The sequence below is a fragment of the Desulfobacterales bacterium genome, assembly GCA_030066985.1.
GTDB lineage: Bacteria > Desulfobacterota > Desulfobacteria > Desulfobacterales > JAHEIW01 > JAHEIW01.
Map to the genome: position 1 here is coordinate 15,032 of JASJAN010000049.1, position 25,037 is coordinate 40,068.

The 25,037-nt window shown below is 49.2% G+C and carries 21 protein-coding genes; 5 read left to right on the plus strand and 16 right to left on the minus strand.

What is annotated here, in order from left to right; translation table 11 throughout:
- Positions 1–16 precede the first annotated feature (16 nt).
- The 11 genes from QNJ26_19400 to QNJ26_19450 all read right to left on the minus strand — a co-directional run bounded on the left by QNJ26_19400 (position 17) and on the right by QNJ26_19450 (position 14,941).
- Positions 17–1,162, minus strand: a complete 1,146-nt coding sequence (locus QNJ26_19400; GenBank protein MDJ0987716.1) for a lipocalin-like domain-containing protein — start codon at positions 1,160–1,162, stop codon at positions 17–19.
- A gap of 349 nt (positions 1,163–1,511) precedes the next feature.
- Positions 1,512–4,046: an ABC transporter permease gene (locus QNJ26_19405; GenBank protein ID MDJ0987717.1), complete on the minus strand. Its 2,535-nt coding sequence runs from the start codon at positions 4,044–4,046 to the stop codon at positions 1,512–1,514.
- A gap of 50 nt (positions 4,047–4,096) precedes the next feature.
- Positions 4,097–4,792 (minus strand): ABC transporter ATP-binding protein, encoded by a 696-nt coding sequence (locus QNJ26_19410; GenBank protein MDJ0987718.1) that lies wholly within the window; start codon positions 4,790–4,792, stop codon positions 4,097–4,099.
- Positions 4,793–4,973: 181 nt separating this feature from the next.
- Positions 4,974–5,630: an HD domain-containing protein gene (locus QNJ26_19415; protein ID MDJ0987719.1), complete on the minus strand. Its 657-nt coding sequence runs from the start codon at positions 5,628–5,630 to the stop codon at positions 4,974–4,976.
- Positions 5,631–5,665: 35 nt separating this feature from the next.
- The gene (locus tag QNJ26_19420) at positions 5,666–6,883 is read right to left on the minus strand and encodes a methyltransferase domain-containing protein (GenBank protein MDJ0987720.1); all 1,218 of its coding nucleotides are present in this window, start codon (positions 6,881–6,883) and stop codon (positions 5,666–5,668) included.
- Positions 6,884–7,050: 167 nt separating this feature from the next.
- Positions 7,051–8,592 carry a cryptochrome/photolyase family protein gene (locus QNJ26_19425; protein MDJ0987721.1) on the minus strand — a complete coding sequence of 514 codons (1,542 nt, stop codon included), beginning with the start codon at positions 8,590–8,592 and terminating at the stop codon, positions 7,051–7,053.
- A gap of 92 nt (positions 8,593–8,684) precedes the next feature.
- A complete protein-coding gene (locus QNJ26_19430; GenBank protein MDJ0987722.1) occupies positions 8,685–10,073 on the minus strand; it encodes a deoxyribodipyrimidine photo-lyase in 1,389 nt (462 codons plus the stop codon).
- Between the two features lie 28 nt (positions 10,074–10,101).
- Positions 10,102–11,601 carry a multiheme c-type cytochrome gene (locus tag QNJ26_19435; protein ID MDJ0987723.1) on the minus strand — a complete coding sequence of 500 codons (1,500 nt, stop codon included), beginning with the start codon at positions 11,599–11,601 and terminating at the stop codon, positions 10,102–10,104.
- A 41-nt stretch (positions 11,602–11,642) separates the two neighbouring features.
- Complete coding sequence (locus QNJ26_19440) at positions 11,643–12,128, minus strand: SRPBCC family protein (GenBank protein ID MDJ0987724.1); 486 nt, start codon at positions 12,126–12,128, stop codon at positions 11,643–11,645.
- Positions 12,129–12,183: 55 nt separating this feature from the next.
- Positions 12,184–13,722: an SDR family oxidoreductase gene (locus tag QNJ26_19445; GenBank protein ID MDJ0987725.1), complete on the minus strand. Its 1,539-nt coding sequence runs from the start codon at positions 13,720–13,722 to the stop codon at positions 12,184–12,186.
- Positions 13,723–13,990: 268 nt separating this feature from the next.
- Positions 13,991–14,941 (minus strand): DUF523 and DUF1722 domain-containing protein, encoded by a 951-nt coding sequence (locus QNJ26_19450; protein ID MDJ0987726.1) that lies wholly within the window; start codon positions 14,939–14,941, stop codon positions 13,991–13,993.
- 129 nt (positions 14,942–15,070) lie between these two features.
- Here QNJ26_19450 and QNJ26_19455 point away from each other — a divergent pair, with 129 nt between their 5' ends.
- On the plus strand, positions 15,071–15,496 hold the full coding sequence (locus QNJ26_19455) for a pyridoxamine 5'-phosphate oxidase family protein (protein MDJ0987727.1): 426 nt from the start codon (positions 15,071–15,073) through the stop codon (positions 15,494–15,496).
- Positions 15,497–15,504: 8 nt separating this feature from the next.
- Here the strand turns inward: QNJ26_19455 and QNJ26_19460 are convergent, their stop codons facing one another.
- Genes QNJ26_19460 through QNJ26_19470 form a run of 3 tightly spaced genes read right to left on the minus strand, consistent with a single transcriptional unit; the run spans position 15,505 to position 18,567 of the window.
- Positions 15,505–17,703 carry a PEP/pyruvate-binding domain-containing protein gene (locus QNJ26_19460; GenBank protein ID MDJ0987728.1) on the minus strand — a complete coding sequence of 733 codons (2,199 nt, stop codon included), beginning with the start codon at positions 17,701–17,703 and terminating at the stop codon, positions 15,505–15,507.
- Entirely contained in the window at positions 17,700–18,152 is a 453-nt protein-coding gene (locus QNJ26_19465) for a pyridoxamine 5'-phosphate oxidase family protein (GenBank protein MDJ0987729.1), read from the minus strand. Before QNJ26_19465 ends, QNJ26_19460 begins: the two co-directional genes overlap by 4 nt.
- 40 nt (positions 18,153–18,192) lie before the next feature.
- On the minus strand, positions 18,193–18,567 hold the full coding sequence (locus tag QNJ26_19470) for a pyridoxamine 5'-phosphate oxidase family protein (GenBank protein ID MDJ0987730.1): 375 nt from the start codon (positions 18,565–18,567) through the stop codon (positions 18,193–18,195).
- Between the two features lie 139 nt (positions 18,568–18,706).
- Here QNJ26_19470 and QNJ26_19475 point away from each other — a divergent pair, with 139 nt between their 5' ends.
- Complete coding sequence (locus QNJ26_19475) at positions 18,707–19,369, plus strand: MBL fold metallo-hydrolase (GenBank protein ID MDJ0987731.1); 663 nt, start codon at positions 18,707–18,709, stop codon at positions 19,367–19,369.
- Between the two features lie 33 nt (positions 19,370–19,402).
- Here QNJ26_19475 and QNJ26_19480 read toward each other — a convergent pair whose 3' ends face one another.
- On the minus strand, positions 19,403–20,269 hold the full coding sequence (locus QNJ26_19480) for a DMT family transporter (GenBank protein MDJ0987732.1): 867 nt from the start codon (positions 20,267–20,269) through the stop codon (positions 19,403–19,405).
- Between the two features lie 197 nt (positions 20,270–20,466).
- Entirely contained in the window at positions 20,467–21,363 is an 897-nt protein-coding gene (locus tag QNJ26_19485) for an exopolyphosphatase (protein MDJ0987733.1), read from the minus strand.
- A gap of 124 nt (positions 21,364–21,487) precedes the next feature.
- Here QNJ26_19485 and sixA point away from each other — a divergent pair, with 124 nt between their 5' ends.
- From sixA to QNJ26_19500, 3 genes are all read left to right on the plus strand, one after another.
- Positions 21,488–21,949, plus strand: a complete 462-nt coding sequence (gene sixA / locus QNJ26_19490; GenBank protein MDJ0987734.1) for a phosphohistidine phosphatase SixA — start codon at positions 21,488–21,490, stop codon at positions 21,947–21,949.
- 14 nt (positions 21,950–21,963) lie between these two features.
- Positions 21,964–22,731, plus strand: coding sequence for an enoyl-CoA hydratase/isomerase family protein (locus QNJ26_19495; GenBank protein MDJ0987735.1), 768 nt, complete (start codon positions 21,964–21,966; stop codon positions 22,729–22,731).
- Between the two features lie 147 nt (positions 22,732–22,878).
- Positions 22,879–25,037 (plus strand): acetate--CoA ligase family protein (locus QNJ26_19500; GenBank protein MDJ0987736.1); only part of this gene is annotated, 2,159 nt, incomplete at its 3' end.

Genomic DNA, 25,037 nt, shown 5'->3' on the forward strand with positions numbered 1-25,037 from the left:
TCAAGTCGGATTGCAATTACAATGGTGCCCGCAAGGCCTCGGCATAACCTGTCAGCTCCACATATCCGCTGGCTTGTACAGGCTGGTTGGCGATCGAACCGCTGGCTGATACGCTACCCTCCCAGTAGGTCACTCCGGTGCTTGCCGATGTGACCATTTCCTGATCGGTTAAATTGACGTCTATCACAACTTCTATATCCAGCGGCAAAACGTTGACGCGCCAGGCGACCGGGTAAACGGCTGCAGATCGGGGACTTTTCCACTGTTTCAAGGCGGTGACGCTGAAATCCTCGCGGGTTAAATGCTGCGCTCCGCCCGTTCGATCGACATAGGTGCCGCTGGTTGCCGCATGAATCTCACCATTCTCTTCTCTGAGCAGATAGAGCATCAGTTCTGTTTGATTGGAAAACTGCAAACTGAACCAGTCCCAACCAACAATCCCCGCTTCCAGAGGCGCCGTGCTGTATTCATGATCCATCCAGCTAAGACCTTTGACTTCAACGGTCTGGTCGCCTATCTTCAGCTTTCCTTTAGAAATCAGGCGTGTCAAAGAATAATAGCAACTTGCCCTTTCGGCAGTTGATCCTTTGCGGCTGTAGCCCGCCTTGCCGTGCAATACAGGTGGCTTAGCAGCTGTCAGTCTCAGATCAATCGAAAAATCAGGCGTTGAGGCGATCAGATGGTGATGATCACTGTCGATGGTGGCTGACCAGTTTTTAAGAAACACTTTAGTTTGGGATGCGGCGTGGATGACTCCGGCAATCCCCAACGCTTCTCTGGCCACCAGTTCGGCATGCTGGTGGGTTTTCCTGTTCAGATCTGAAACAGCAGCGTGCCCCGCATAAATCTGCTGGGTTCGCCAGGCAGATGACGGTTGGGGCCAATTCTCAACGGCTTGGCCAGGACTGATCTGGCTGCGAAAAAAGGTTAACTGAAAACCATAGCGATCGCCGGATTCGTCCTCCAGGTTGCCGGTATAATACCACCACTCGGTACGAAATCCCGCATGCGGTCCATGGTCTTGTGGAAATCTTTGATAGCAGGGTCCGGTCACCGCTAAATAGCCATCGGTGTCTTCAGCCATTGCGCTGGGACCTAACGAGGCCGCCATCAGACAAAGACCCACAAACACAATGGCAATGTTTTCAATTCGTCGTATCATCTTTATGACTATCATTCCGTATTAATATTTTACCGCCCGCTTTGGTCTTCGCTCTGAGAGCACCGACCCAATAAGTCGCTCAAGACGCAGAGTTCGCAAAGATAGCTATTTTTTCTTTTGCCGTTGACCAGCCGTCGCTTAAAAGCTATGGCCCGGCATGGACGTCGGCAAAAAAAAATACTCAGCAGCTGCGCTGCAAAAAAACAAATTGCCTGTCGGGAGCTAAATAACAAATCGTATGGACCCATAGCATTTGCCGAAGACAGATTACCTTTTGCTTTCCGTCCTCTCAACGGAAAGCAAAAAAGTATAAATTCTCTGCGAGCTCTGCGTCTTTGCGGTGAATCCTTCATCTTTCACGCAGAAGCGTTGCCGGCGGCTTGCGAAACACCATCTTGACCGCCGGCAGGGCTGCAGCCAGAGCCGTCAATATGATCAACGGAACCGACAAAAACAACGCGTCCCAATTGACGCTATATATAAACGTCCAGCCAAACGATTGGCGATTGACGACATACACTAGCAAATAAGACAGTATAAACCCGCAGACAATTCCGCCCAGCTCCCCGATGACAACCAAAAAGGCGGCTTCCCAAAATATCATGGTCCGAATCTGCTTGAAACTGGCGCCGACGGCAAACAGGGTGTTCAGTTGCCGGGACCGTTCCAGTACCAACACGGTTAGGGTAGTGGCAATTCCCAGTGCGGCAATCAGTAGCGCAATCAGCAGCAAAACCGTTGTAACGGCAAAAGTTTCGTCAAAAATTCGCAAGACAGCACCGCGCAATCCCTTACCGCTGTACATATCAACCTTGCCCCCCATACGATCGATAATGGCGGTTCGAAGTCTGGAAACCGCCAGATCGATGTCCTGGTCTCGATCTTTGAAAAAAAAGCGTACACCGCCCCAGTAAGTTGAATGATACTGGGCGTTAAATTGCGCCATGGAGTAGAAAACCACACCGCCCTGCGTGCGATAATCACGAACAATGCCGAGTATGGGTAACTCTACAAGGGATTCCTCGATCTGCGCCTTGAAAACATCACCGACGGTCAATCCGGTGCGATTTGAGAACACTTCGGAAACGATAACCCCTTCTCCGCGCTTGAGCTTCGGGCGGACGATTTCCGGATCTCCTTTCATCCAGAAAAAAGATGCATATTGCATAAATTTCTGCATGTCCATTAACTCAAATTCGTACGGGAACCCATCATAATTTAAAAATAGCCGTAGATTGGGCAAAATGTCGACCTCGGATGTATACGCCTGCAGATCATCAATAACCTCATGTGGGATGGGAAAGCGAAAGCGATTTATTTCCCCCATTTTTGAGGTTAGGAACAAATCTCCCTTAATGGTCTCATAGGTCCAGAATTCAACTGTCTGGCGAAAGCTGTAAATCATGATGACCAAAGCAGTAAACAAGGACACGGCCGTAATCAGGGCGCCCACCGAGACCGCCGTGCGGGTTCCGCTGTCGCGTACATAACGGCTGGCAAGATAGGCCGGCACACCCATTTGCTTGAGCAGCGGTCCTGATAGGCCGTGGCTGATTTTCTGCAGCGTCCATGGTGCCAAGAGCGCAAAACCGACAAATAACAGAAAAATGGCCAAATAGCCTGGCAGCGGCATATCTAATACGGCGGGCAGCCGCGATAAAGGCAACACCAACACGATACAGATAAGCCCGCCGATAGCCAATTGTCGTGGAGATTTTCTGGGCTGCATCCCCAGTTGCGAAATCTCCAAGGCTTCTTTGGGGGGCACTAGCATGGCCTCTCGAGCAGGCTGATACGCCGCTAAAATGGAGATACCCACGGTAACGACAAAACTGAAAACAAACTCTGCCACACTAAGTGAAAGCGCATCCACCTGCACGCGCACAAAAAGAGTGGAAATGGTCTGACTAACGCCGTGCAGCAAATACTTTATTAAAAAATGGCCTATCGGAATTGCAACCAACCAGCCAACAATTCCTAAGAAAGCACCTTCGGCTAAAAATATGAAAAAAACGTGATAGGCAGAGGCACCGGTGGACCTTAGGATCGCCAGTTCATGGCGACGCGATGCTGCATTCAGGGCCACCAAACTGTAGACCAAAAACATCCCCACAAACAATGAAGCAAAGCTTAAAATGGAAAGGTTGAGCTGATAGGCCCTGATCATTTTCTGGCCGCTTTCGCGTGTGGCAGTCGGCGGATTGAGCTCAATACCATTTGACATTAGCTGCCGAATTTCAGCCAGATCGGCTGCAGTCGCATAGTCTTTTAGCTGCAAGTCGATTCGATCGACTTTGCCGAAAAGACCGGTAAATTCCTGGAAAGTGGCGATGTCGGTTAAAGCGATATGGCCGCCCTCAGCCATTGACAGCCCGCTAGATTCAAGCAGCCCTACAATTTTAAACGGTGCTGTTTGGTGTGCATGCTCCAAATACAACAGATCGCCCGCTGTGCGCTTTGTCTGGCGGGCCAGGGGCTGGCCGATGATCAGCGTATAGGGCTCTTTTAGCAGATCCAGCCACACGGCGCCCTGCTGACCGTCGAGGTTATCAATTCGCCATTGGCGCAAAGATCGATCCAGAATCGGATCAAATCCGATCAACAAAAACGGCTCTGCGCCTTCTTGGGAGGATTGTGTATATGTTGACAGCACCGGCGAAGCACTTCGGATTATCGGATGTTTTAGGAGCTCAGCTGTCAGGTGTTCAGGAACATATCCGCCAGGCCGCGTGAGCACATGATCGGCCCTCCCGGTGATTAAATCCATGCTTTTGGTAAAAGAATCCAGCGAGGCATTTACTGACAGACGAACGCTGGTAAACACCGCCGCCCCGAGCGCAATTCCAAAAAGAACCGTTACCACCCGGCCCTTATGTTTGCGCATATGTCGCAGACTAAACCAGATAAAAAGGCGAAAGAAGAATATAAGGTGTCTCATACAAGGTCCGTAATCATACCATCTTTTAAACCCAATCTGACGGATGCCATTTCATCGGCCAGGGTGCTGTGGGTTGCAATCAAAACAGTCCGCTGCCATTTACGGTTCAGTTCGGCCAGGAGTTCAATGACGATTTGACCGTTGCGGCTGTCTAAATTTCCGGTGGGCTCATCGGCTAAAATAATGGCAGGATCGTTAATGAGGGCTCTGGCAATGGCGGTGCGTTGCATCTCGCCGCCGGAAAGCTGGGCCGGAAGATGATTTAAGCGATTTTCGAGCCTTAGCCATTGGAGCAGTTCCATGGCTTTGGGACGGCTCTCCGCAACCGACTTGCCGGCCAGAAGCGCGGGCAGACAGATATTTTCAAGGACATTCAGGGTGGGCAATAAGTTAAAGGACTGAAAGATCATGCCGACAACCTGCCGGCGGAAGTGGGTCAATTGACTGTCGGTGATGCTGTTGAGATCATGCTGGTCGACCCTCAAGTCGCCCCCGGTGGGCCGATCCAAACCGGCCAGAAGAGAGAGCAAGGTGCTTTTGCCGGAACCGCTGTTGCCTTTAAGCACAACCAGCTCACCGGCAGCAATGTCGAGGTCGACCTGGTTGACGCCAATGACATCGCTGTCGCCCAGTTTGTATACTCGGGTAAGCCCTTTGGCTGATATTACGGCTCGAGATGATTCATCGGTCATGGTGGATATTTTTTTAAGTTATTTGTTATTTGTTATTCATTATTAGAGATCATAGGCCCTTGGCTGATTTATTTTAGACGTATCCGTAATTAAGTTACACATTTTTCTTTGATGATCTATCAACAAATAACGAGTAACTAATAACGAATAATCTCCGCTTAAGCTAAAGCTTAAGCGAAAATTATTTTGCCAGGTATCCTTTCTCCACGGCATCATCGATCAAAAAGGACACATACTCCCATAACAGCTGCGAACCTTCGTTGACTGGCTGCATTCGCGCAATGACCTGTTTTTTTTGGATACCGTGTTTTTGCCAGGTATGGCCCCGCGTAAAATAATTGTGCAAAAAAGGCTGCACCCGATCCAGGGCATTGGCAAATTTTGACTCAGGGGTGTCTTTGGCTTCGTATTCATCCCACAAAGCCCGAAGTGATGCAGCCTGATCTGCCGGCAGGATGTTGAAAATGCGATCAGCCGCTTTGGTTTCACGCTTATATTGATCCTGACCACCGCCTTCGTCATAGCAGTACGTGTCACCGGCATCGATTTCAACTAGATCGTGAATCAGTAATAATTTGATCACCTGCAAGAGATCTAGCTCATCATCTTTGGCATACTCGGATAATATGAGCACCAGCAAAGCGATGTGCCAGGAGTGCTCGGCTGAATTTTCCTGACGGGATACATCCAGCAGAGTAGTTCGACGGGCCACATTTTTAAGTTTATCCGCTTCCAGTATAAAATCGATTTGGCGTTTGAAACGCTCACCATCCACCGACCCGGTTTCGCTTGCTTCATTTTCAAAGCCGGTTTTTCCCTTACCCCCTGCTTTCAACATAAGCCGCTCCTCAATTCTGAAATGGTCGTTAGCGGTTATTTTTCGCGGGTATATCCCCACACGGCATAAACCGGATCGGAAAACAGCACTTGTGAGGCGTATTGATCATCGGCCGGGCGCGGCAGTCCCCGCATGGAATATGTGTGCAGATGGGTATATTGACCGGATTTTAAGAAGAATTCAAGTACCAATCCCATACGCTCAAATTCATGCAGCTGCGGCCAGATGTTAATGGCTTTGGGAGGAAACCAGCGATTGGAGAACGTGATAATGAAAATACCGCCGGGCTTCAGAACACGATGAATTTCTTCAAAGGTGCCAAAAGGGTCGGATAAATATTCAACTGAAACCGTGCAAATCGCGGCATCAAAAGCGCTGTCGTCAAAGGGCATATTCGAATTTGCGTTCAGATCGTGAACACAATATTCAGTTAGTCGATCGTTGGCCTGAAGTTCTGCTGCATTCATGCCCAGACCGGTGAGCGCTGTTAAGGCAAGGTCTTCCGGCAAGTGAGACACCCAGCTGCTCATCAAATCCAGAACGGCGTTCCCGGGTTTGAGCAACCTGCCATACAGACGGCGGATGGTATCAATTGCCGTTTCATCGATGTGCTGCACCAGGCGGGGTTGCGCGTAGAATTGATCGTCAGGGTTTTCATCGGGTCGACGGAAAGGATCTCCGTCAAAAAAATGGGTCGGGCTGCCGTTTACACGTGACTGCATTCCCGGCCCGTTGAGGGCGGTCTCCGCCCAGTCAATACTGGTGCCGCCATGTTCTTCAAATTTTTCACGGACGTCTTTGATGGTCGCTTTAAATGTGATGGGTTTGTCCGTTAGGGGATGATTCGCATCGGCCTTGATGCCGTCTCCGTTGGCAGATACACAGCGAAAAGGGGTCATGTTGTTAGGATAAACATTCGCTACTTTATTTAGGATTCCCAGAGGATAAAATCGGCCGAATCTGGGTTGAATCGGTTCCATCTGAGGAGCAAGGGGCGCAATCTGGCGTTGGTGAAACCTATAGATTTTGCGATCGTCTCTGGCCGCCACTAATGTTCCGGGTTTAGCCTGCAAAATGACCTGATCACCGCTTTTTTTGCCGTACAATTCTGCTTCCATTGGGGGAGGTAGAATATCACGCCACATATTAACTCTCTGGCCGTAGTAGCAGTCGGTATGTTGAATGCCGTTGTTTTGATAGGACGCACTAAATACAATGCTTGCCAAGACATCATCAGATATTTTATCCATCATTTATTCCCCCAACCTTAGGCGAGCGATATGGTCATTTTTAATTTCAGATACATAACGATAATGATTAATTCGGGAAGTGCAATTCGGACGACAATGAAGAGAGGTTATTCGTCTGACGCCTAATTTCGGGGCAAGAAACCCGAACGGTGAAGGGTGTATGCACAAATTTAAAGTCGGTTTAAATCTTTCTTGTAGGATTTCGCCTGCTTTAAGATAAGCTGTTGATCCTCAGGGTCTTTACGATGCCAGGTTCGGTACATCATACCGATACGGTGGTTGTTTTGTAATTTGTTGTGATGCCGGGCAAAAAAATCCCAGAATAAGCAGTTAAACGGGCATGCAGACTCTCCATGGGCTTTTTGACGGTCATAATGACACTGGCTGCAATAATCGCTCATCTTGTTAATATAGTTGGCTGAAGACACATAGGGTTTGGTGGCAACCAGGCCTCCGTCGGCCCACTGGCTCATTGCCCGGGTATTGGGCATCTCAACCCATTGGATGGCATCAATGTATACGCCCAGGTACCATTCTTCGACCTGGTCGGGATGCACCCCGGCCAGCAGGGCAAAATTCCCGGTTACCATCAGGCGTTGGATGTGATGCGCGTAAGCATGCTCTAATGATTGGCCGATGGCGGCCTGCATGCATTGCATTTTGGTCTCGGCGGTCCAGTAATAATCTGGCAAGTCGGTCTTGTGATTGAAAAAATTCATGTGCTCCAGTTTCGGCATCAGCGCCCAATAAATGCCGCGCATGTATTCGCGCCAACCCAGGATCTGGCGCACAAAGCCTTCAATCTGCTGAATCTTGATGGCGCGCTTTTGCTTCTCCCAGGTTCGGATGGCCGCTTTGATGACTTCAAGTGGGTGCAGCATCTTGGTATTGAGCGCAAATGAAATCCGGGCATGGAATAGCGACCAGCTTTCAGTGGTCATGGCATCTTGATAGGTGCCGAATTCTTTGAGCCCATCTTTTAAAAATGCATTTAACAAGGCAAGAGACTGGGACCGACTGATCGGCCAGATTAAAGTTTTTTTCTGGACGCTGCCGAAGGTCTTGACTCCGGCCTTCTCGATCATTTTATGAAGCTCAGTGACATCATTGCGAAATAATTTGGGCTTGGGAATCGGAACCCGGCCATCGTAGCGCCGGCGGTTTTCCACATCGAAGTTCCAGCGCCCGCCCTGCGGCTTGTCGCCGTCCATTAGAATGTCATGTTTTTTGCGCATCTGGCGATAGAAGGATTCCATCAAATAGCGTTTTTTCTCGGCAAAAAAATCTTTAAAATCCTCGCGTCGGGTGACAAAATGCTCAGTGTCGACCGCCTCCGAGGAAACCGAAAGCGATTTGGCCAGTTTGCGCAGCTCGACATCCAGGCGGTATTCATCGGGCAACAGATACTCGAAATGTGCATACTGCTTTTTTTTAAGCAGTTGTTTGATGTTGCCTGCGATGGTTTGCTTATTTTTCGGATCATCCAGCCGCAGATAAATGACGCTGTGCCCTTTTGCTTCTAATTTTTCCGCAAAAGCGCGCATGGCCGCAAAAAAGGCCAGCACTTTTTGAACGTGATGCTTGACATAATCTGTTTCTTGACGAATTTCCATCAGGACATAGGCAACCGTTTTGTCCGGTTTTTGAAACCAGGGGTGATTTTCGTTTAGCTGATCGCCGAGGATGAGTCTTAATGTTTTTGCCGTCGCCATGTGTCGTTTCCAATTTGTGAGAGAAATGTTAAATTTGAACAATGATTGATGCGGTAGACTGTTACGCAGTCAAAATTCGCAGGGCGGTTGTGTTATTTTCTGCTCTGTTCTTCCAGGGCATCCACTTTTTTGACATAGGCCCCAATATCACATTTGCGCTCCAGCCCGGAGGCGGCCATATACCGTACTTTGCCGAAAATCGGCCGTTCAAACCATGCCCGGTCATGGACACCAAACACCCAGGCCACACCGGTGTAGGAATTGGCGTCGCGGCCGTCCAGGAAATATTTATTGTTAATGGCCAAAGTTGTCTTAAAAGCCTGTTCCGGTGTTGGCATCCATTCCAGAATCTTTTTGCCCCAGTACATGCGCATGTAATTGTGCATAAATCCGGTGGTCTTCATTTCCCGCATGGCCGCATTCCAATACTCATCGTGGGTTTTGGCATTTTCCAGCTGCCGGCGCGTATACCTATGCTCACGCTTGTCTTTTTTATGCTCGCTTAAGGTCTTTTGCGCCCAGTTCGGCAAACATTGATAAGAATCATAGTCGGGCGTGTAATAGACAAAGTTCATGGCCAGTTCGCGCCGCACGATTAATTCCTCCAGATACGCCTCCTGGGCATCCTTGAATCGCATGTCGCTTTTGAGGACCTGCAAGGCCAGATAAAGCGGGGAGATCTGACCGAAATGCAAATATTTGCTCATATGAGAGACATCATCGGTTTGGGGCTGGTTGCGATTTTTCACATAATTTCCAAATCGGTGTCTAAGGAAATCGGCAAATATTTTGTGTGCCTTTGATGTGCCACCTTTAAACAAATCACTGACCGCTGAAACATTAGGATCAATTTTCAATTTAGCTAATATGGCATCAATGTCTTTCAAATCGATGCCCTTAGCACTAAGGGAAAGAGATGCGTGTTTTACTTTTGTGGGTTTAAAGTCCGTTAGATAATTGTTCAGCTGTTTATGGATTTTAGGGCGTATGGTGCGGGCTGCGTATTCGGCTTTGTTGGACACCACCTCGAGCGGCACAACCACATCGCTTTCGATCTGAATCACCCGGCAACCGGCTTTCCGGGCAACTTTTTGCCGCCACTGTTTTTGGTGCCTGAGATATCCGCGGTCGCATACGACCAGGGATGCCTTTTGGCAGGCGACAAGGGCGACATCAGCCGGGTGGCCTTTTTGAACGACCATTTTGATGCCGCGTTTGGCAAGCGTCGTCTGGGTCTCCTGCAGCCCCTCTAACATGAAGGTGTAATGGCGCAAATTGGCCTCGGGATAGTCGTCCATCAGCCCGAAAACAACTAAAATGCCCTGCCCTCTTTGATTCGCCTGCTGCACCGCATATTCCAGCGCATGGTTATATTCGGCCCGCTGAGACTGCTGCATCCAGTACAGCACAAAATTACCCTGACGCGCATCAAGATCATTTAGCGACTGAATACGCGATTCATGAATATCCTGATATTTCATGTGGTGATACCTTCGAGCCGCGGTAGCTTTATTTTTTTGCTGCACCATCGAGTTTTGTTTGCAACTTTAACCAGTCATTGAGCTCCAACAGGGTTTGGGACAATTGATAGCGGCCGCCGGCAAATACGCCATAATCGCCCCCGCCGGCCATAGACGAAGCAAAACGGATCGTATTGGAATAAAACAACCAGGTGGTGCTCCATTTTTTTTCAATGGCTTCGTCATAGGGGTTGTCCTGCCGGTCGGCCAGACCGCGTTTCCAGATGTCCTGCATGATGCGGGTGGCGGTCAGGGTCTGGGCGTTGGTTTCTTTGATGGTGTTTTCAAAGCGTTGCCAGTGGCCATTAACCCAGGAAGCATCATGGCAATTCAGACAAGCCGCCTGCATGGCCTGTTTGCGAACAGCCATCTCTTTTTCATCGATAAGATATTTGGATGCCAGGCCACCGTCCAGATCGGTCGGCAGCGGCAGTCCGTCTTTGTTGCGGATAATGCTGGTATCGGGTTCAATGGGATGCGGATGGGCGTAAATCAGACCCAAAATGCGCCACGGCAGCCGATTGTTCATCTGATGGGTTCGTTCAACCACCACCTCCTCATCGGTGTTTACCAATAAGCTGATATGACAGGTAGCGCAGGTGGGGGCGGTAAAGTCCTTGCCGATGGTCCACGGCACGGCCTTGAAATCCCAGGTGGCTTGCTTACTTGCAAAGATGTTGCCGTGTTTGCTGGCGCTATAGACTTTATAAGCCGGCACATCGGGGCCCACGTGGCATTCTTTGCAGGTATAAGGTTTGCGTGCCACTTCAATAGAGAACGTGTGACGCGTGTGGCAGGCTGAGCAGGCGCCCATACTGCCGTCCAGATTGATGCGGCCCACACCCTGATTGGGCCAGCCCTTGATAATTGGAAATTCCAGCTCACCGGCTGCTTCGGTGTCGCGGACTTCGGTGCCGGTCAGCTCAAGCTTGGTGCCGTGGCAGTAGTAGCACGCTTCAGCTTTGGTGGCCTCGTTGGCGGGCGACCGCGTTATTTTACCGTCCTTGTATGTTGTAGAGGCCAGCACAGCATGCTCATGCTTTTGATGCAGCTGGTTATGCACCAGATTACCGTACGCATGCGACATGATGTTTTTGGCATATTGCTTTCTTTCGGTCGCATGACAGGTCTGACAGTCATCGGGGCTGACCACCACATGAACATCATAGCCGTTATGCTCAAAGGTATCCGCATGGGCTTCGGGTCTGAGCGTGTGGCATTCGGCGCATCCCACCACAACGTTTTGCAGGCTTTCTGGCACCGAGGTGCTGGAAACTTTGCGGCCAACACCCTCCACTGCCATGGCTTTTTGAGGGGAGATCATGGCATGACGACTTTTTTGCCAACCGCTGACGATTCCCGGGTGAATCGATGCGTGGCAGTCGATACACTCGGCACTGGCTTCGCTGAGGGGTATCTCATCCGCTCCAGCAAAGCTGTTAATTAACACAACCAAACAGACCGTCAGGATGAACACAAACCATTTCATATGTCGCTCCTTATAATTAAGTCAGACAGGTAATCTGAGGGTTAGCGGCGGCTTCCAAAGAACGCTTCGAGAGCTGTTTGCCGATAATCAAATATGTCATTCAGCTTGCAGCGTATTACCATATTGTGCAGGATTTGTCCAAGCCAACCAAATTTGAGAGCATAGTGGACCGTATCCTGCATTTCAATGCCGCCGGTCTGTTCGATGAATCTGTGTTGATGGTGCCAGAAACGATACGGACCCAATCGCATCTCATCGATGAAAAAATAAGGTTCATTGACATGGGTAATTTCAGTGATCCAGGTGGTTGGGAGTTGAAAGATCGTTTTGAGTCGGTAGCTGATAATCATCCCGGCGTACATTTGGTCAGGGATGGTATTGGTTATTTTAAAGTCAAGCCAAACCGGGGTGATTTGTTGGAGATTATGGGGATCGGAAAAGAATGCCCAGGCCGTTTTAAGGGATATGGGTAACAATTGGCGGCGTTCAAGCCGATATAGTTTCATAAAATTTATAAACGATGTCATGTGAAACCCAAAATGCAAATGCTGACATCCGGCTGCCAGATGATGGATGTTATGATCAGATGTCACTTGTCGGTAACGTGCAGCTATCATGCAGCTTGGGTGTGAATCTTGTTGGTCCCTGCAAAAGGGCTTTACCGGACTGCTTGGCTATGGATTTTAGCATGCCGGCAAAAACCAATTGATGAAACGGATAAAACGCATACCAGTAAATAAAGCCGCTCAGCCCTCTGGGCATAAAGCGGGATATCAGCTCCAGCTCAGATCGCTTCGCTCCCATAGCGTTGATTTGAAATTCCAGCAAGGCATCGCCGGGGGCTTTCATTTCAGACAGCAGCACCAGACGCTGGGGTGGCTCCACAGCAAGAACCCGCCAGAAATCCACTGCTTCGCCGACGTATCGACCTGTATTATTGGCGCTTCCGCGGCCAAGCCCCGCACCGCCGCACAACCGATCGATCCAGCCGCGCAGCCGCCACAGGGAATCGCCGAAGTAATAGCCCCGTCGGCCGCCGATTTTATGTATCAGGTCCCAGAGCGCCTCGACCGGGGCATCGATTTTGGCGCGATAACCGCATTTGAGGATCGTTCCGCCTGCCCAGTCCGCATCACCGCAATGGGCCCATTCGGGTTCAATCAGCTCACCAGCATCTGCCCAGCAACTATCTATCTGTTGCTGTTTAACCAAATCCAACGCCAAACGAATCGCTTCCCGGCAGCTCAGAAGCTTCTGCGGGATAATCGACTGGATGCGGTTTTCACTGCATACCGCTGCGCTGGTCAAGCCTTCGGTCAGCGGCAGGGCAATCGATGCCGGCACCGGGCTGATCAGGTGAATCCAGTAGGCACTCAGGGTCGGTGTCAAAACAGGCACCGGTATAACCCAGCGTTTACGCAAATGCGCTTCCTCAGCGTAGATATCCAAAAGCTTGCGATAGGTTAAAACATCCGGACCGCCGATATCATACGTTTGTCCGGTGGTCTCATCGTGAGCGAGGCATTCCACCAGGTAATGAATCACATTGCGAATGGCAATCGGTTGGTTGAGCGAAAACACCCAACGCGGTGTGGTCATTACCGGTAGATGCTCCACCAGGTAGCGTAAGATCTCAAAGGAAGCGCTACCGGATCCTAAGATCATCGGGGCTCTCAAATCCGTGGTGGGCACCGATCCGGCTTGCAGGATGTCAGCCACCTCGATACGGGATTGTAAATGTTTGCTCAGGGCTTTGTCTTGTGCTTCGGCCAGACCTCCCAAATAAATAATTCTTGCCAAACCTTCAGAAGCGGCCGCATTGACCATGTTGCGGGCGGCCTTGCGATCCGCTTCGGCAAATTTTTCTTTTTGGGCAATCATGGAATGCACCAGATAATAGGCGGCCCAGCAGCCTTTAGCTGCTTTTTCCAGTGTGGCATATTCCAGCACATCACCCTGAACCAATTCAATCTGTTCGTGCCTCGCCCAGGGTCGGCAGGCGAGCTTATCAAGGGAACGGCCCATGGCCCTGACCCGGTATCCGGCTTCGAGCAAGGCCGGTATCAGCCGCCCGCCGACATAACCCGTCGCCCCGGTCACCAAAATAGGTTGAGAGGTCATTTCACAGTCCTCCACGATAATTGAAGGTAAAATTCAATTTAGCCGCAGTTAATAAGCAGGAGTAATGGAGTACTGGAGTATTGGAGTATTGTAAGAGGATCATGACCCTGCTGCATGCGTACCAGCTTTAACCCAGTACTCAACTACACCATTACTCCAATCTCTATTCAATCAAACTCTCCATCACTCCGAATTGAATTAAACGTAAGTATTGAGCTTACGCGCCGCCAATCGAATCGATAATTGATCCGGTTTTTTTAAAACCCATTCAGACGTGGGTTCGGAGCTTTAGCTCGACCGGATGCGGATTCAAGTATGTTTGCATTTTTAAGTACTGCTGATCGTATTTGCGCACAAAATGGTTGATGAGCGTGATCGGCACCACCAGCGGCACATACTCCTGCCGATATTGATCGAAGACCTCCAGCAGCTCCTGCTTTTCATCTTTAGACAATTGCTTTTTAAAATATCCCATTAGATGCTGCAGCACATTCATATTCTTCTTGGGTGTGGTTTTGAGCGCCAGGGCTTCCATCAGAATCGCTTCATATTGGGCATACAACTCATCCATGGGCAGCTGTTTGCCGGCGGCCACCAGTTTGCCCATCAACCGCGAATGCTTTTGGCTATGCGAGAGAATCAAAAGCTTGTTGCGGGTATGAAAATCCACCAGATTCCCCATATTTTTGCCATTGCTAATCGTCTGCCGCCAGCGCTGCAAAGCAAAAATACGTTCGATAAAATTTTCTCTGATTTTGGGATCATGCAGCCGCCCGTCGTCTTCGGCCGGAATCAGCGGGAAATGCTTCATAAATTCCCTGGCAAACATGCCCACCCCTTTTTTGACGGGCATGCCTTTCTCGGTGTAGACCTTTACCCGGATCATACCGCTGCTCGGAGAGTCACTTTTGAAAATAAAACCATGCAGATCTTCCTTCTCCAATTCTTTGACTCTCTTGCGGGCCCAGGTCAGCATCTGCTCGGTGTTATCCGTTTTGGTCTTAAAGGTAATCAACCGCGGGTTTTCCGGATCGCCCACCAGACGCATCGATTCCCGGGGAACGCCAAAACCGGCTTCGACTTCCGGACAGACTGGCATATAATCCACAAATTGACCCAGGGTGCGGGTTAGGTAACGATCCATCTTGTGACCGCTATTCCAGCGAACTGAATTACCCAGCAAACAGGAGCTGATACCCAGTCGAACGCGTTCATTCATAGTGCGCCTCCATTTATATGACTGTTTGTTAGAGCTGAAGAGGTTTTTACTTTTTTATTTATCTAAATACCATAGATATGATAGGCATGATGGTCAACATGAAAACTGATTATCAAAAAGGAATGGCACATGCTCACTGAAATGAAAGCCCTTGCCCAACAAAAAAATATGTGTGTTCTAGCCACCGTTTCCGGTCAAAAACCATATTGTTCATTGATGGCTTATGTCACAGATGACAATTGTGATGAAATCTACATGGTCACCCATAAAAACAGCACCAAGTACAAAAATTTGATGCAGAATCCAGCGGTCAGCCTGTTGATCGATACGCGCGAAAAATTCCCCCGCTCCCAGGCCAAAGCGCTGACGGTGGAAGGTGTCTTCTGCCAAATTGAAAATACGGTGAAACGAAAACTGGTGGCCGCAAAGCTTTTGCAAACCCATCCCCACCTGGACGACTTTATGCAACACCCCGAAGCCGATATTTTTTGCGTCAAGATCAGCTCTTTTCTATTGCTGGACGGACTACAGCAGGCGCATTTCGAAATGATCTGAAGTGATCCTCATATTTTTTCAGAGCCAATCGTTACAATCCCCAGATAGCCATCAACGGTGACCTCGTCGCCATTTTGGATGAGCTTGGTGGCGTCGGGAATGCCAGTTACACACGGCAAACCGTATTCTCTGGCGATGATAGCCCCATGGATCAGCATGCCCCCCCGTCGCTCCACCACACCGGCAGCCAGCGGCACCACAAAGGTCATGTTTGGATCAACAGCATCACAGATTAAAATTTCACCATATTTGAATTCGGCCAACTCGGCGTTTTGCTGTATTACCCGGGCAGGGCCTTTGGCCAAACCCGGACCGGCGGGCTGGCCGATCAACTGACGGGCTTGGATGACAAAATCGTCCTCGGGTTTTTGCTTGTAGGGCGCTTGAAATTGCGGTCGATGATCCAGGCTTTCAACCACATTAAGTAGTTCAGCGGCAATCTTTTTGTTCGACCCTCCGTAGAGGTTATCATCGATCCGTTGTCTGGCCTCTCGCACCGCCGCCAGCAACTGGGCCTCAATTCTGCCCAAATAGATATTGTCATCATCCCGCAGTTGATAGCTGCTGCGGGCAAGATCTAATAGCTCACCAGCCATTTGTTTTTGATCACCTTCAAACATACTTAGAAATTTTTGCTGCAAGGCATCCTTATTTTTTGATGCTTGCCGACCGCCTTCAGCCGGCAGATGAGCCGCCATTTCGAGTAAAATCTTATACAGTGCGTCCGGCGCCTGTTCACACTGGGTGCCACCGGTCACCGCGCAGGTCAGGTCACCAAATTTTTCAACAAACCGATCCACCGCCGATAGAAACGCTGCATCAAGGTTTTTAGTTTGACCTTCATTGAGCGCATTGGCCAGGGACGGATTCTTGCGAACCTGCTTTGCCAGGTCCGCCAGCATTTGATTTCTTTCCAGACTGGCCATTTCGGTATGGGTCAGCAGATCAATAAATTCATAAGGATCTTCCGGGTGCATGGCATCGTTGTATATCTGCCCAAACAGACGCACCCCATGGGCATAGGGAATAAACTCTTCCCAGTAAATATTGGTCCATTTCTGATTGATCTCCCAGCGGTGATTGATTTCCGCTGCCAAGTCCTCATCCGACAGCTCGGTGAGGTTCTGCTGTCCCATATCATCTGCTGCACCAATCATGGCCGGTATCAGCTCATTTTCAATTTTTTGGCGCAGTCGTTTTAGATTGTCAAAGCTGCGGTGTAAGCTCAGGTACCAGCTGCGGTCGTCCTCTTTGGATTGAGTCGATAGGGTGGTAATGGGACGGGATTGAAGCACAACCAGGTCGTTTCTGCGAAACGTCCACTCCATATCCTGGGGGGATTTAAAATAGTTTTCAGCTTCCAGCGCCAGTTCAAAGACATGATGCGTTTCTTGTGTATTCAGGGGCGGCTGGTGGGCAAGATTCTGCGGCAGATCGTCCAAACGAACACCGGAATCAGCGGCTATTGCCCAGCGCTTTCGATCAGCCGGGGTGTGCGAAATAATTGTTTTTTTCTGGCGATCAAGGATCCAGCGATCGGGTTCAACTGCGCCATCCACAAGACCCTGGTTTAAGCCATATACGGATTCTATGATACCCTGGGAACGATCGTTGGGGCTCTGTGAAAAGGCGACACCGGACTTTTCGCCGACAACAATTTCCTGAATCACAACCGCCATTGCGCTTTTTTTAACGTCCAATCCAATTTCCTGGCGATATAACAGCGCCGCGTCGGACCACAGCGAGGCCCAGACCTTGGCAATGTGTTCCAAAATTGCAGCGGTTCCCTGGATATTGACATAGGATTCATGCAAGCCGGCAAATGAGGATGCGGCGTCATCTTCTTCGGGTGCCGACGATCTGACAACCACGGCCTTATCTTTGAACGCAGCGTGTATGGCTGGTTTCAGTTGACTGGATATATCATCTGGAATCGGCTTGCGTAGAAACATATTTCGAATGCGGGTGGCGCAATCCCAGATTTCTTCCCAGCGCATTTCTTTGAATGCTTTGCGATTGAGCTCCAGCAGAATGCGCTCGCGCAATCCGGTTCGGGACACATATTCTCGGTAGGTATCACTTGTCACGCAGAGCGTTTTGGGAACCCTGAAACCGCCCCTGGCCAGCAAAGCCAGCGCTTGTCCCTTTCCGCCGACTCGCGCTCCGTGTCCTTCTCCAATATTTTCAGCCGCTATGATCCAATTCATTGATCAATATGAAACTCCATTACGTTTTGAAAATTTCGAACCAGGTAGTAGGAACTAGCGCTTACCTTAACAAGCGCACAGGACGGCGATCGGGCGAAATCTTCCAGATACGGATGTTTGGAAAGGTAAAGTTTTAGAACATCGGCTCGCTCAGGATCTTTGATCTCCTCTGCTACGCCGGTGACGGTAATGGAAATGGCTTCATGAAAGTCGGATTCCTGATTTACGCTGCTGTTTACCAGAACCGCTACGCGTGAATCTGATGTTAGGTTTGAAAATTTGCGCGTCGTTTTCGGCGTAATAAAGAAAAGATGCCGCAAATCAGCAGTGGCTACAAAAGCCACAAGGCTGGCGTAAGGTTGACCGCCGGTCTGGGTGGCGACGACCGCCAATTTTTGAGATTCAAAAAGACGCCGCAGACGGTTTTGGATTTCAGCTGACGTTTCCATGAACAGCCTCTATGATCTTAGGTCAAATGAGCCAAAGAGATTATTTGCCGGCCCCAACCAGCGGCAGTTCTTTGTCCAGCTTGAAAAATACCAAAAATTTGGCTTCTTCTTTGTCGTTTGGATACTCACGACGGCGCAAAGAGTATAAAAGCTCCGAATCTTGTTCCTCTTTCACCTTGGTCATAAACAGCCGTTTGCCTTTGTACCCGGGGCCTTCTTCCATGAACAGAAATGTTGCATGGGGATTGGACTGCAGGTTGTGGTGGGAGAGACGGTCGCGCATAATAACCGCCAATGTGCCATCGTCCATGAAGTGGGGTCTGGCGTAGATCGCCGCGTCAACCTTGCCGTCGCTATCTGCCGTGGCCAGCACGCCGACACCTTTGGTGTCTTCGAAATAATCCTTGAGATCCATAATGCCCTCCTCTGGCAATCAGATATTGCCGCTATACAATTTGGTATCCTTTTGATAGATATAATGACTTTCAAGTGAATTGATTATATGAAACTATAATACATCCTTGAGAAAAGAAAAGATCATAGAGAAGAGCAAAATGAAGATCGCACAAAATTTATGGCAGGTGGGTGGCGGCGGTTTTACTGCGGCCGAGGATGCGGCCATATATCTGATCCGTTTTGAAAATCAGGCCGCTCTAATTGATGCCGGCTGCGGCCGCGCGCACAACCAACTGGTCGCCAACATTTCGGCTGTTTTGCCTGCAGAAATCCCGATTCCGTATTTGTTTCTGACCCATTGTCATTATGATCATGTCGGCGGCGCAGCGGCGATAAGAGATCAATACGGCTGCAAAATTGTGGCCCACAGGCTGGATGCACCCTATTTGGAAAAAGGAGACACGACTGTGACCGCAGCTTCCTGGTACGGCACCAAAATGAACCCGCTCAGCATCGATCACAAAATACAGGAGCAGACGGAAAGATTTAAGATCGGCAAAGGAGAGCTGATCGCCCATCATTGCCCGGGTCATTCACCCGGTTCTGTGGTCTATCGGATAAAACTTGCAGACCAGACAGTATTATTTGGCCAGGATGTGCATGGCCCCCTGGATTCTTCATTCTTGTCCAATCGCCAGGATTATATCAATAGCTTAAAATTTATGATGACTTTAAAGGCGGATATCCTTTGCGAAGGGCACTTCGGTGTTTTTGAAGGAAAGGAGAAGGTCGAAAAATTTATCCGCTCTTACCTTGGCTGAGTGTGCAAATCGCTACAAACGCGAAGATAAGGCTTACGGCCGATTCGTCAGATACACCCCGGTCGTTACCAGTAGTGCGCCGACCAGCAATGAAAAGGTTAGTGGTTCATCTAGAAAAAAGAAAGCCATTAGAATCGCACTGATGGGAACAAAATTGATGAACAAGCCGGCTTTGGTGGGCCCGATCTTTTTGATGCCCTCATAGAACCACACAAATCCCAGCACCGTACCGAAAAAACCCAAATAAAAAATATTCCACCAATCTAAGATCGAATAATGGATGAAATTGGCAAGACCTTCGCTGTAGGCAGGGATGAACAGCAGAAGAGTGCCGGTTAGAGAACTGTAGGTAACCGACGCCAATGGAGAAAGACCTGACATCACTGTTTTGCCGAGCAAAGAAAACGTCACCCAGCTGGCCACACACAGAAAAATATACAATTCACCCCATCCCAGATTACCGTGCAATATGATGCGCAGGTCACCTTTTGATATGGCCAAAATGGCACCGACAACAGAAATGACAATACCCGTGATTTTGGTGCCATTGAGCTTTTCTTTAAATATAGCCGCTGACAAAAGGGCTATCATTATTGGATTATTGGCGATAATGATCGCTGCCCGGCCAGCCTCGATCAGTTTGAGTCCTTTAAAAAAAAATACGTTATAGAAAAAAACACCGGTCAATCCAAGCAGAAACACGGGCAGCAGTTGTCCCTTTCTTAAAAAAGCCAGTTTACCTTCCACTTTCCAGGTGATGAAAACCAGCAATACGGTCGCCACTGCAAATCGGAAAAATGCTGCCGAGAAGGGACCCACATGCTGGACCAGGCTGCGCCCGGCAACAAAGGTCCCTCCCCAAAAAATTGCAGTTAACAGCAATTTAATATACGTACCCATAGCATAGCGTCTTTTAACCCAGACAGCCAGGTTTTTGCCGTCTGCTGTAACATGGAAACATCTGTTGGAAGGAAGGTATCAATTTGAGCTATTTCCTGACAGCCGGAATAAAGTGATTTAAACATGCGCTTGGGGGATTCATATGGAACCGTATCGAAACCGGAGAACTTACAGCGACCTGTCTCAAAATCGAATGCCTAACTTTCATTTTCTTCGTTCGCCAGCAGCTGCTCAATAATCTGAGAAATGATTTTGTCGGCCTGTGACGCCAAAACTCGAGCCGAGCCTGCGCCCCGGTGACCTCCGCCACCAAATTGCGCTAGCATCAGACCGACGTTGACGTTACAGCCGGTATTAAAAATGCTGTGTCCCAAGTTAATAACAACCCGGTCTTTCTTTTGATCCTCATAGCGAATTCTGACGTTAACCGACGTCTCAGGAAACAGGGAATAAACAAGGAAACGATTACCAAAAGGGGGATTGTCAAATGACCGAAAGTCAGTTAGGGCCACATGCTGATTTATCGCAGTGTGTTGTTTTAGAAAGTCCAAATAACGGTCATTCTGGTGAATCACTCCCTGGCAGTTTTGCTTGACCTCAGCATTTTTCAATACCTGTTCGATATTGTGCTCTCTAAAAAGAGCGACCAGCTTATTCCAGTAAGGCTCATTGGGTTGCGCCTCGTTTGACACCGTCAGAGACACAAGTACGTAAGGATATTTTTCTGGATGAAGAACTTCATCCAGAGTTAAATTGGCAGCATCGATTTTATCCGCCGCTTGCACCAGTTCACTGTAATCTCTCTGGAACTGATTCTGGTAATACTTAAAGATGATCCCTGCAGCGGACGGCGCAATATCAAAGTCGCCGCTAAAGGCAGAGTCGATCTGATTGGTAAAATGATGATCAAACCACAGCGCACAACGCTTATCATATGGCAGGTTGGCAATAATGTCGTGTTCTCGAATTTCGATTAGCCCTTTCTGCACGGCATTGGGCTCCACCCATAAGGTCGGCTCTGTGATATCTAATGCTTCGCACAGCAGGACCGCACATACGATGCCGTCAAAATCCGGTCGCGTTACAATACGCATTCACATACCCCACAACATTATCGATTAGCCTTCTGAAAAGTCAGGAGAATTTTATTGATGTTTAATGGCACTTAAATTAAAACTATAGCCACAATCTTTTTAAAATACAAGGAGGATCAGCGCCATGGCTCTTTATCTTGTTCAACATGGGAAAAGCCTGCCAAAGGACAAGGACCCCGATCAAGGCCTCTCTGAAGAAGGCAAAGCCGAAACAGAATTGATCGCTAAAACAGCCAAAGATAAGGGTGTTAGCGTATCCCAGATCAGACACAGCGTCAAAACACGCGCCCGTCAGACAGCAGACATATTTGCGCAGGTCTTAAGCCCCGAACTGGGTATCCAGGAAATCAGCGGTATAAAACCGATGGACGACGTTGCTCAAGCAGCTGCTAATTTGGATTCGGCTGAAAATACGATGCTGGTCGGCCATCTGCCGTTCATGGAACGCATGACCGCGTTTTTGATTACAGGTTCATTTGACAAACCGGTTATTAAATTCCAAAACAGCGGCATCGTGTGTCTTGACAAAGACCCCGATACCCAATCTTGGATTATCCTTTGGACCCTGTTACCCGCCATTGGGTAGTATAGGAGAAAGATATGAATTTCGAATGCATCTTATATGAAAAAGATCACGGTGTCGCTACGATTAAATTGAATCGTCCTGAGGTTTTAAACGCCATGAACAAGCAGCTCTGGCTAGATTTGCAGGCGGCCCTGGAAGATGCCCGACAAGATCCCGAGGTAAAAGCATTGATCATTTCCGGTGAGGGTCGGGCCTTTTCGACCGGTGCCGATCTGAAAGAATCCAAAACCAGAAGTTTAGAAGACTATCGTGACTACCTGGTGGAACTTCAAGAGGCCTCACGTAAAATTATTCGTTTTGAAAAACCAACCATCGCTGCAATTAACGGGTATGCGCTGGGCTCCGGCTATGAGTTGGCATTGGCATGTGATATCCGCATCGCAGCTGAGGAAGCCCAAATCGGGTCTCCTGAAGCAATGGTCACCTCATCGGTAACCGGGGGAGCTTTTCGGCTGATACAGAACTTAATCGGTCCAGGAAAAGCCAAAGAGCTACTTTTTACCGGACAGTATATCGACGGCAAAGAAGCCGAACGCATCGGTTTGGTCAACAGGTCCGTACCCCTCAAACAACTTGAATCCGCTGCCCGGGAAATGGCCGAAAAAATTGTGGCCAATTCAGCCATCTCCATTAAGATGATCAAAAAAGGGTTGCAGATGGCCCTGAGCGGGATTAGTCTGGACGCCCTGATGGATTTTGAAATTGAAGCCTGTCTGACCTGTGTTTCCACCAAGGAACGCCAAGAATCACTTAAAGAGTTCGCGGAGCGGAAAAAGAAGTAGGTTCAGGGTTCAAAGGTTCATGGTTTATGTCCTCTGACCTCTGTTTGCCGCGACTAAGCTTGCTAAAGCGAAGCCGGGTCATCTGACTTCTGTTTTCAACCTTTGAACCTCTGAACGTTGAACCTTGAACCAGACGAAGGAGTGAGAATGTCCCTAGAGCGCATCTTTAATGCCGAATCGGTGGCCATCATCGGGGCCTCAAAAAATGAGACCAAACGCGGCTATCAGGCCATCCGAACCCTTTTGGATGAAAAATATGAGGGCCGAATTTATCCGGTTAACCCCAAAGAAAAAAGCATTTTGGGGTTTAAATGCTATCGAAATGTAACCGATATAACTGAATCCATTGATGTGGCATTGGTGGCAACTCCGGCAAAGACACTGCCGTCAGTGTTGGCTGATTGCGGCAAAAAAGGCGTAAAAGGCGCGGTGGTCCTGGCCGGTGGATTCGGTGAAATCGGATCCGAGGGCCGCAAGCTGGAGGATGATATGGTAGCGGCAGCCAAAAAATACAACATCCGCCTGATCGGCCCCAACACCTCCGGCATGCTCAACCTTAAAGATAACTTAAATCTGGTGGGATTAAAAGACGCCCCCAGGGGAGATATTGCCCTGCTGACCCAGAGTGGCAACATGGCGCTGACATTGATCACCGAAGCCAAAATTAAAAGCCGCAAGGGATTTTCCTATTACGTTGGTGTCGGCAATGAAGCCGACATCAAGTTTCACGAATATTTGGAATTTTTTCGGCAGGATCCGGACACGCGGGCCATTTTGATGTATGTGGAAGGTATGCGCAATGGCCGTGAATTTTTGCAGCAGGCCCAAAAAACAACCCTGGAAAAACCGATCATCTTGCTCAAAAGCGGTCGTTCGGTCACCGGCAAACGGTCCGCCGGTTCTCACACCGGCGCCCTGGCCGGCATGTCTGAAGTTGCCAAAGGGGCTTTTCAGCGCGCCGGCATTGTGGTGATTGAAAAATCCGATGAGCTATTCCCGGCCGCCGAATCACTTTCAAGCCTGCCGCCCATTAAAAATAATAAAGTGGCCATCCTGGCAGACGGCGGCGGCCATGCCACCATTGCGGCCGATATTTTAACCGACCTGGGTATCGAGCTGCCTGAGCTGAGCGAAAAAACCCAGACCCGGCTCAAAGAGATCCTGCCGGCGGCAGCCTCAGTTCCAAACCCGGTTGATGTGGCCGGCGGTACGGATGCAGATCCGTCAGTGTTTGCCGATTGTGCCGAGATCATCCTCAAAGATTCAAATGTCGGTGGTCTTTTGATCGTCGGTCTTTTCGGCGGTTACGGCATTCGCTTTGCCGAGAGCCTGGCGTTGATGGAAGAAGACGGCGCCCATCGCATGGGCAAACTCGTCAAAAGACGCAATAAGCCCATTGTACTACACAGCCTGTATAATCATGAAAAACCGCATGCACTTGATCTGCTGCGATATTACAAAATTCCGGTCTATGATTCTTTGGATATCTCTGCAAAATGTATTGCAGTTTTAGCGGAATACGGCAGGTATCTGGCCAGTTATCACACCAAGATATCCTTCAAGCTAAATTGGAAGGCCAAAGCCAAGCCTGAAGGCAACAAAATCATTAAAAAGGCGATTCAGGAGGGACGATTTTCATTGCTCGAACATGAAGGTAAAAAACTGTTTGAAATACACGGAGCATCAGTGCCGAAAGATTGCCTGGTGACAAGCGCAGATGAAGCCGTTCAATGCGCAATAGACCTGGGAACTGACGTGGCCCTCAAAATTGTTTCCCCTGATATTTTGCATAAAAGCGATGCCGGCGGCGTGCGCATTAAACTCAATACAGAAAAGGAAATCCGGTCCGCTTATCGCCAAATCCTAAAAAACTGTAAAAAGTATGCCCCCAAGGCAGATATCAGAGGTGTGCTGGTTTCCCCGATGGCCGATGAAGGCGTGGAGGTGATTATCGGAACCAAAATCGATGATCAATTCGGACCCGTAATCATGTATGGCCTTGGCGGCATAATGGTTGAAATTATACAAGATTTGGCCTTCCGGGTGTTGCCGATCTCGCCAACAGGCGCCCGCAAAATGGTTGCTGAAACCAAGTCTTATCCGATTTTGGACGGGGCGCGCGGAACAGCACCGCTGGACAAAAAGGCCCTCCAGCGCCTACTGGTCCTGTGCTCGGATATTGTCGAATCCTATCCGCAAATCCAGGAGATGGATCTGAACCCGGTGATTGTTCATGAAAAAGGGGTTAGTGTCGTCGATGTGCGCATCATATTAAAATCAGATGACAGAGGTCAGAGGTCAGAAAA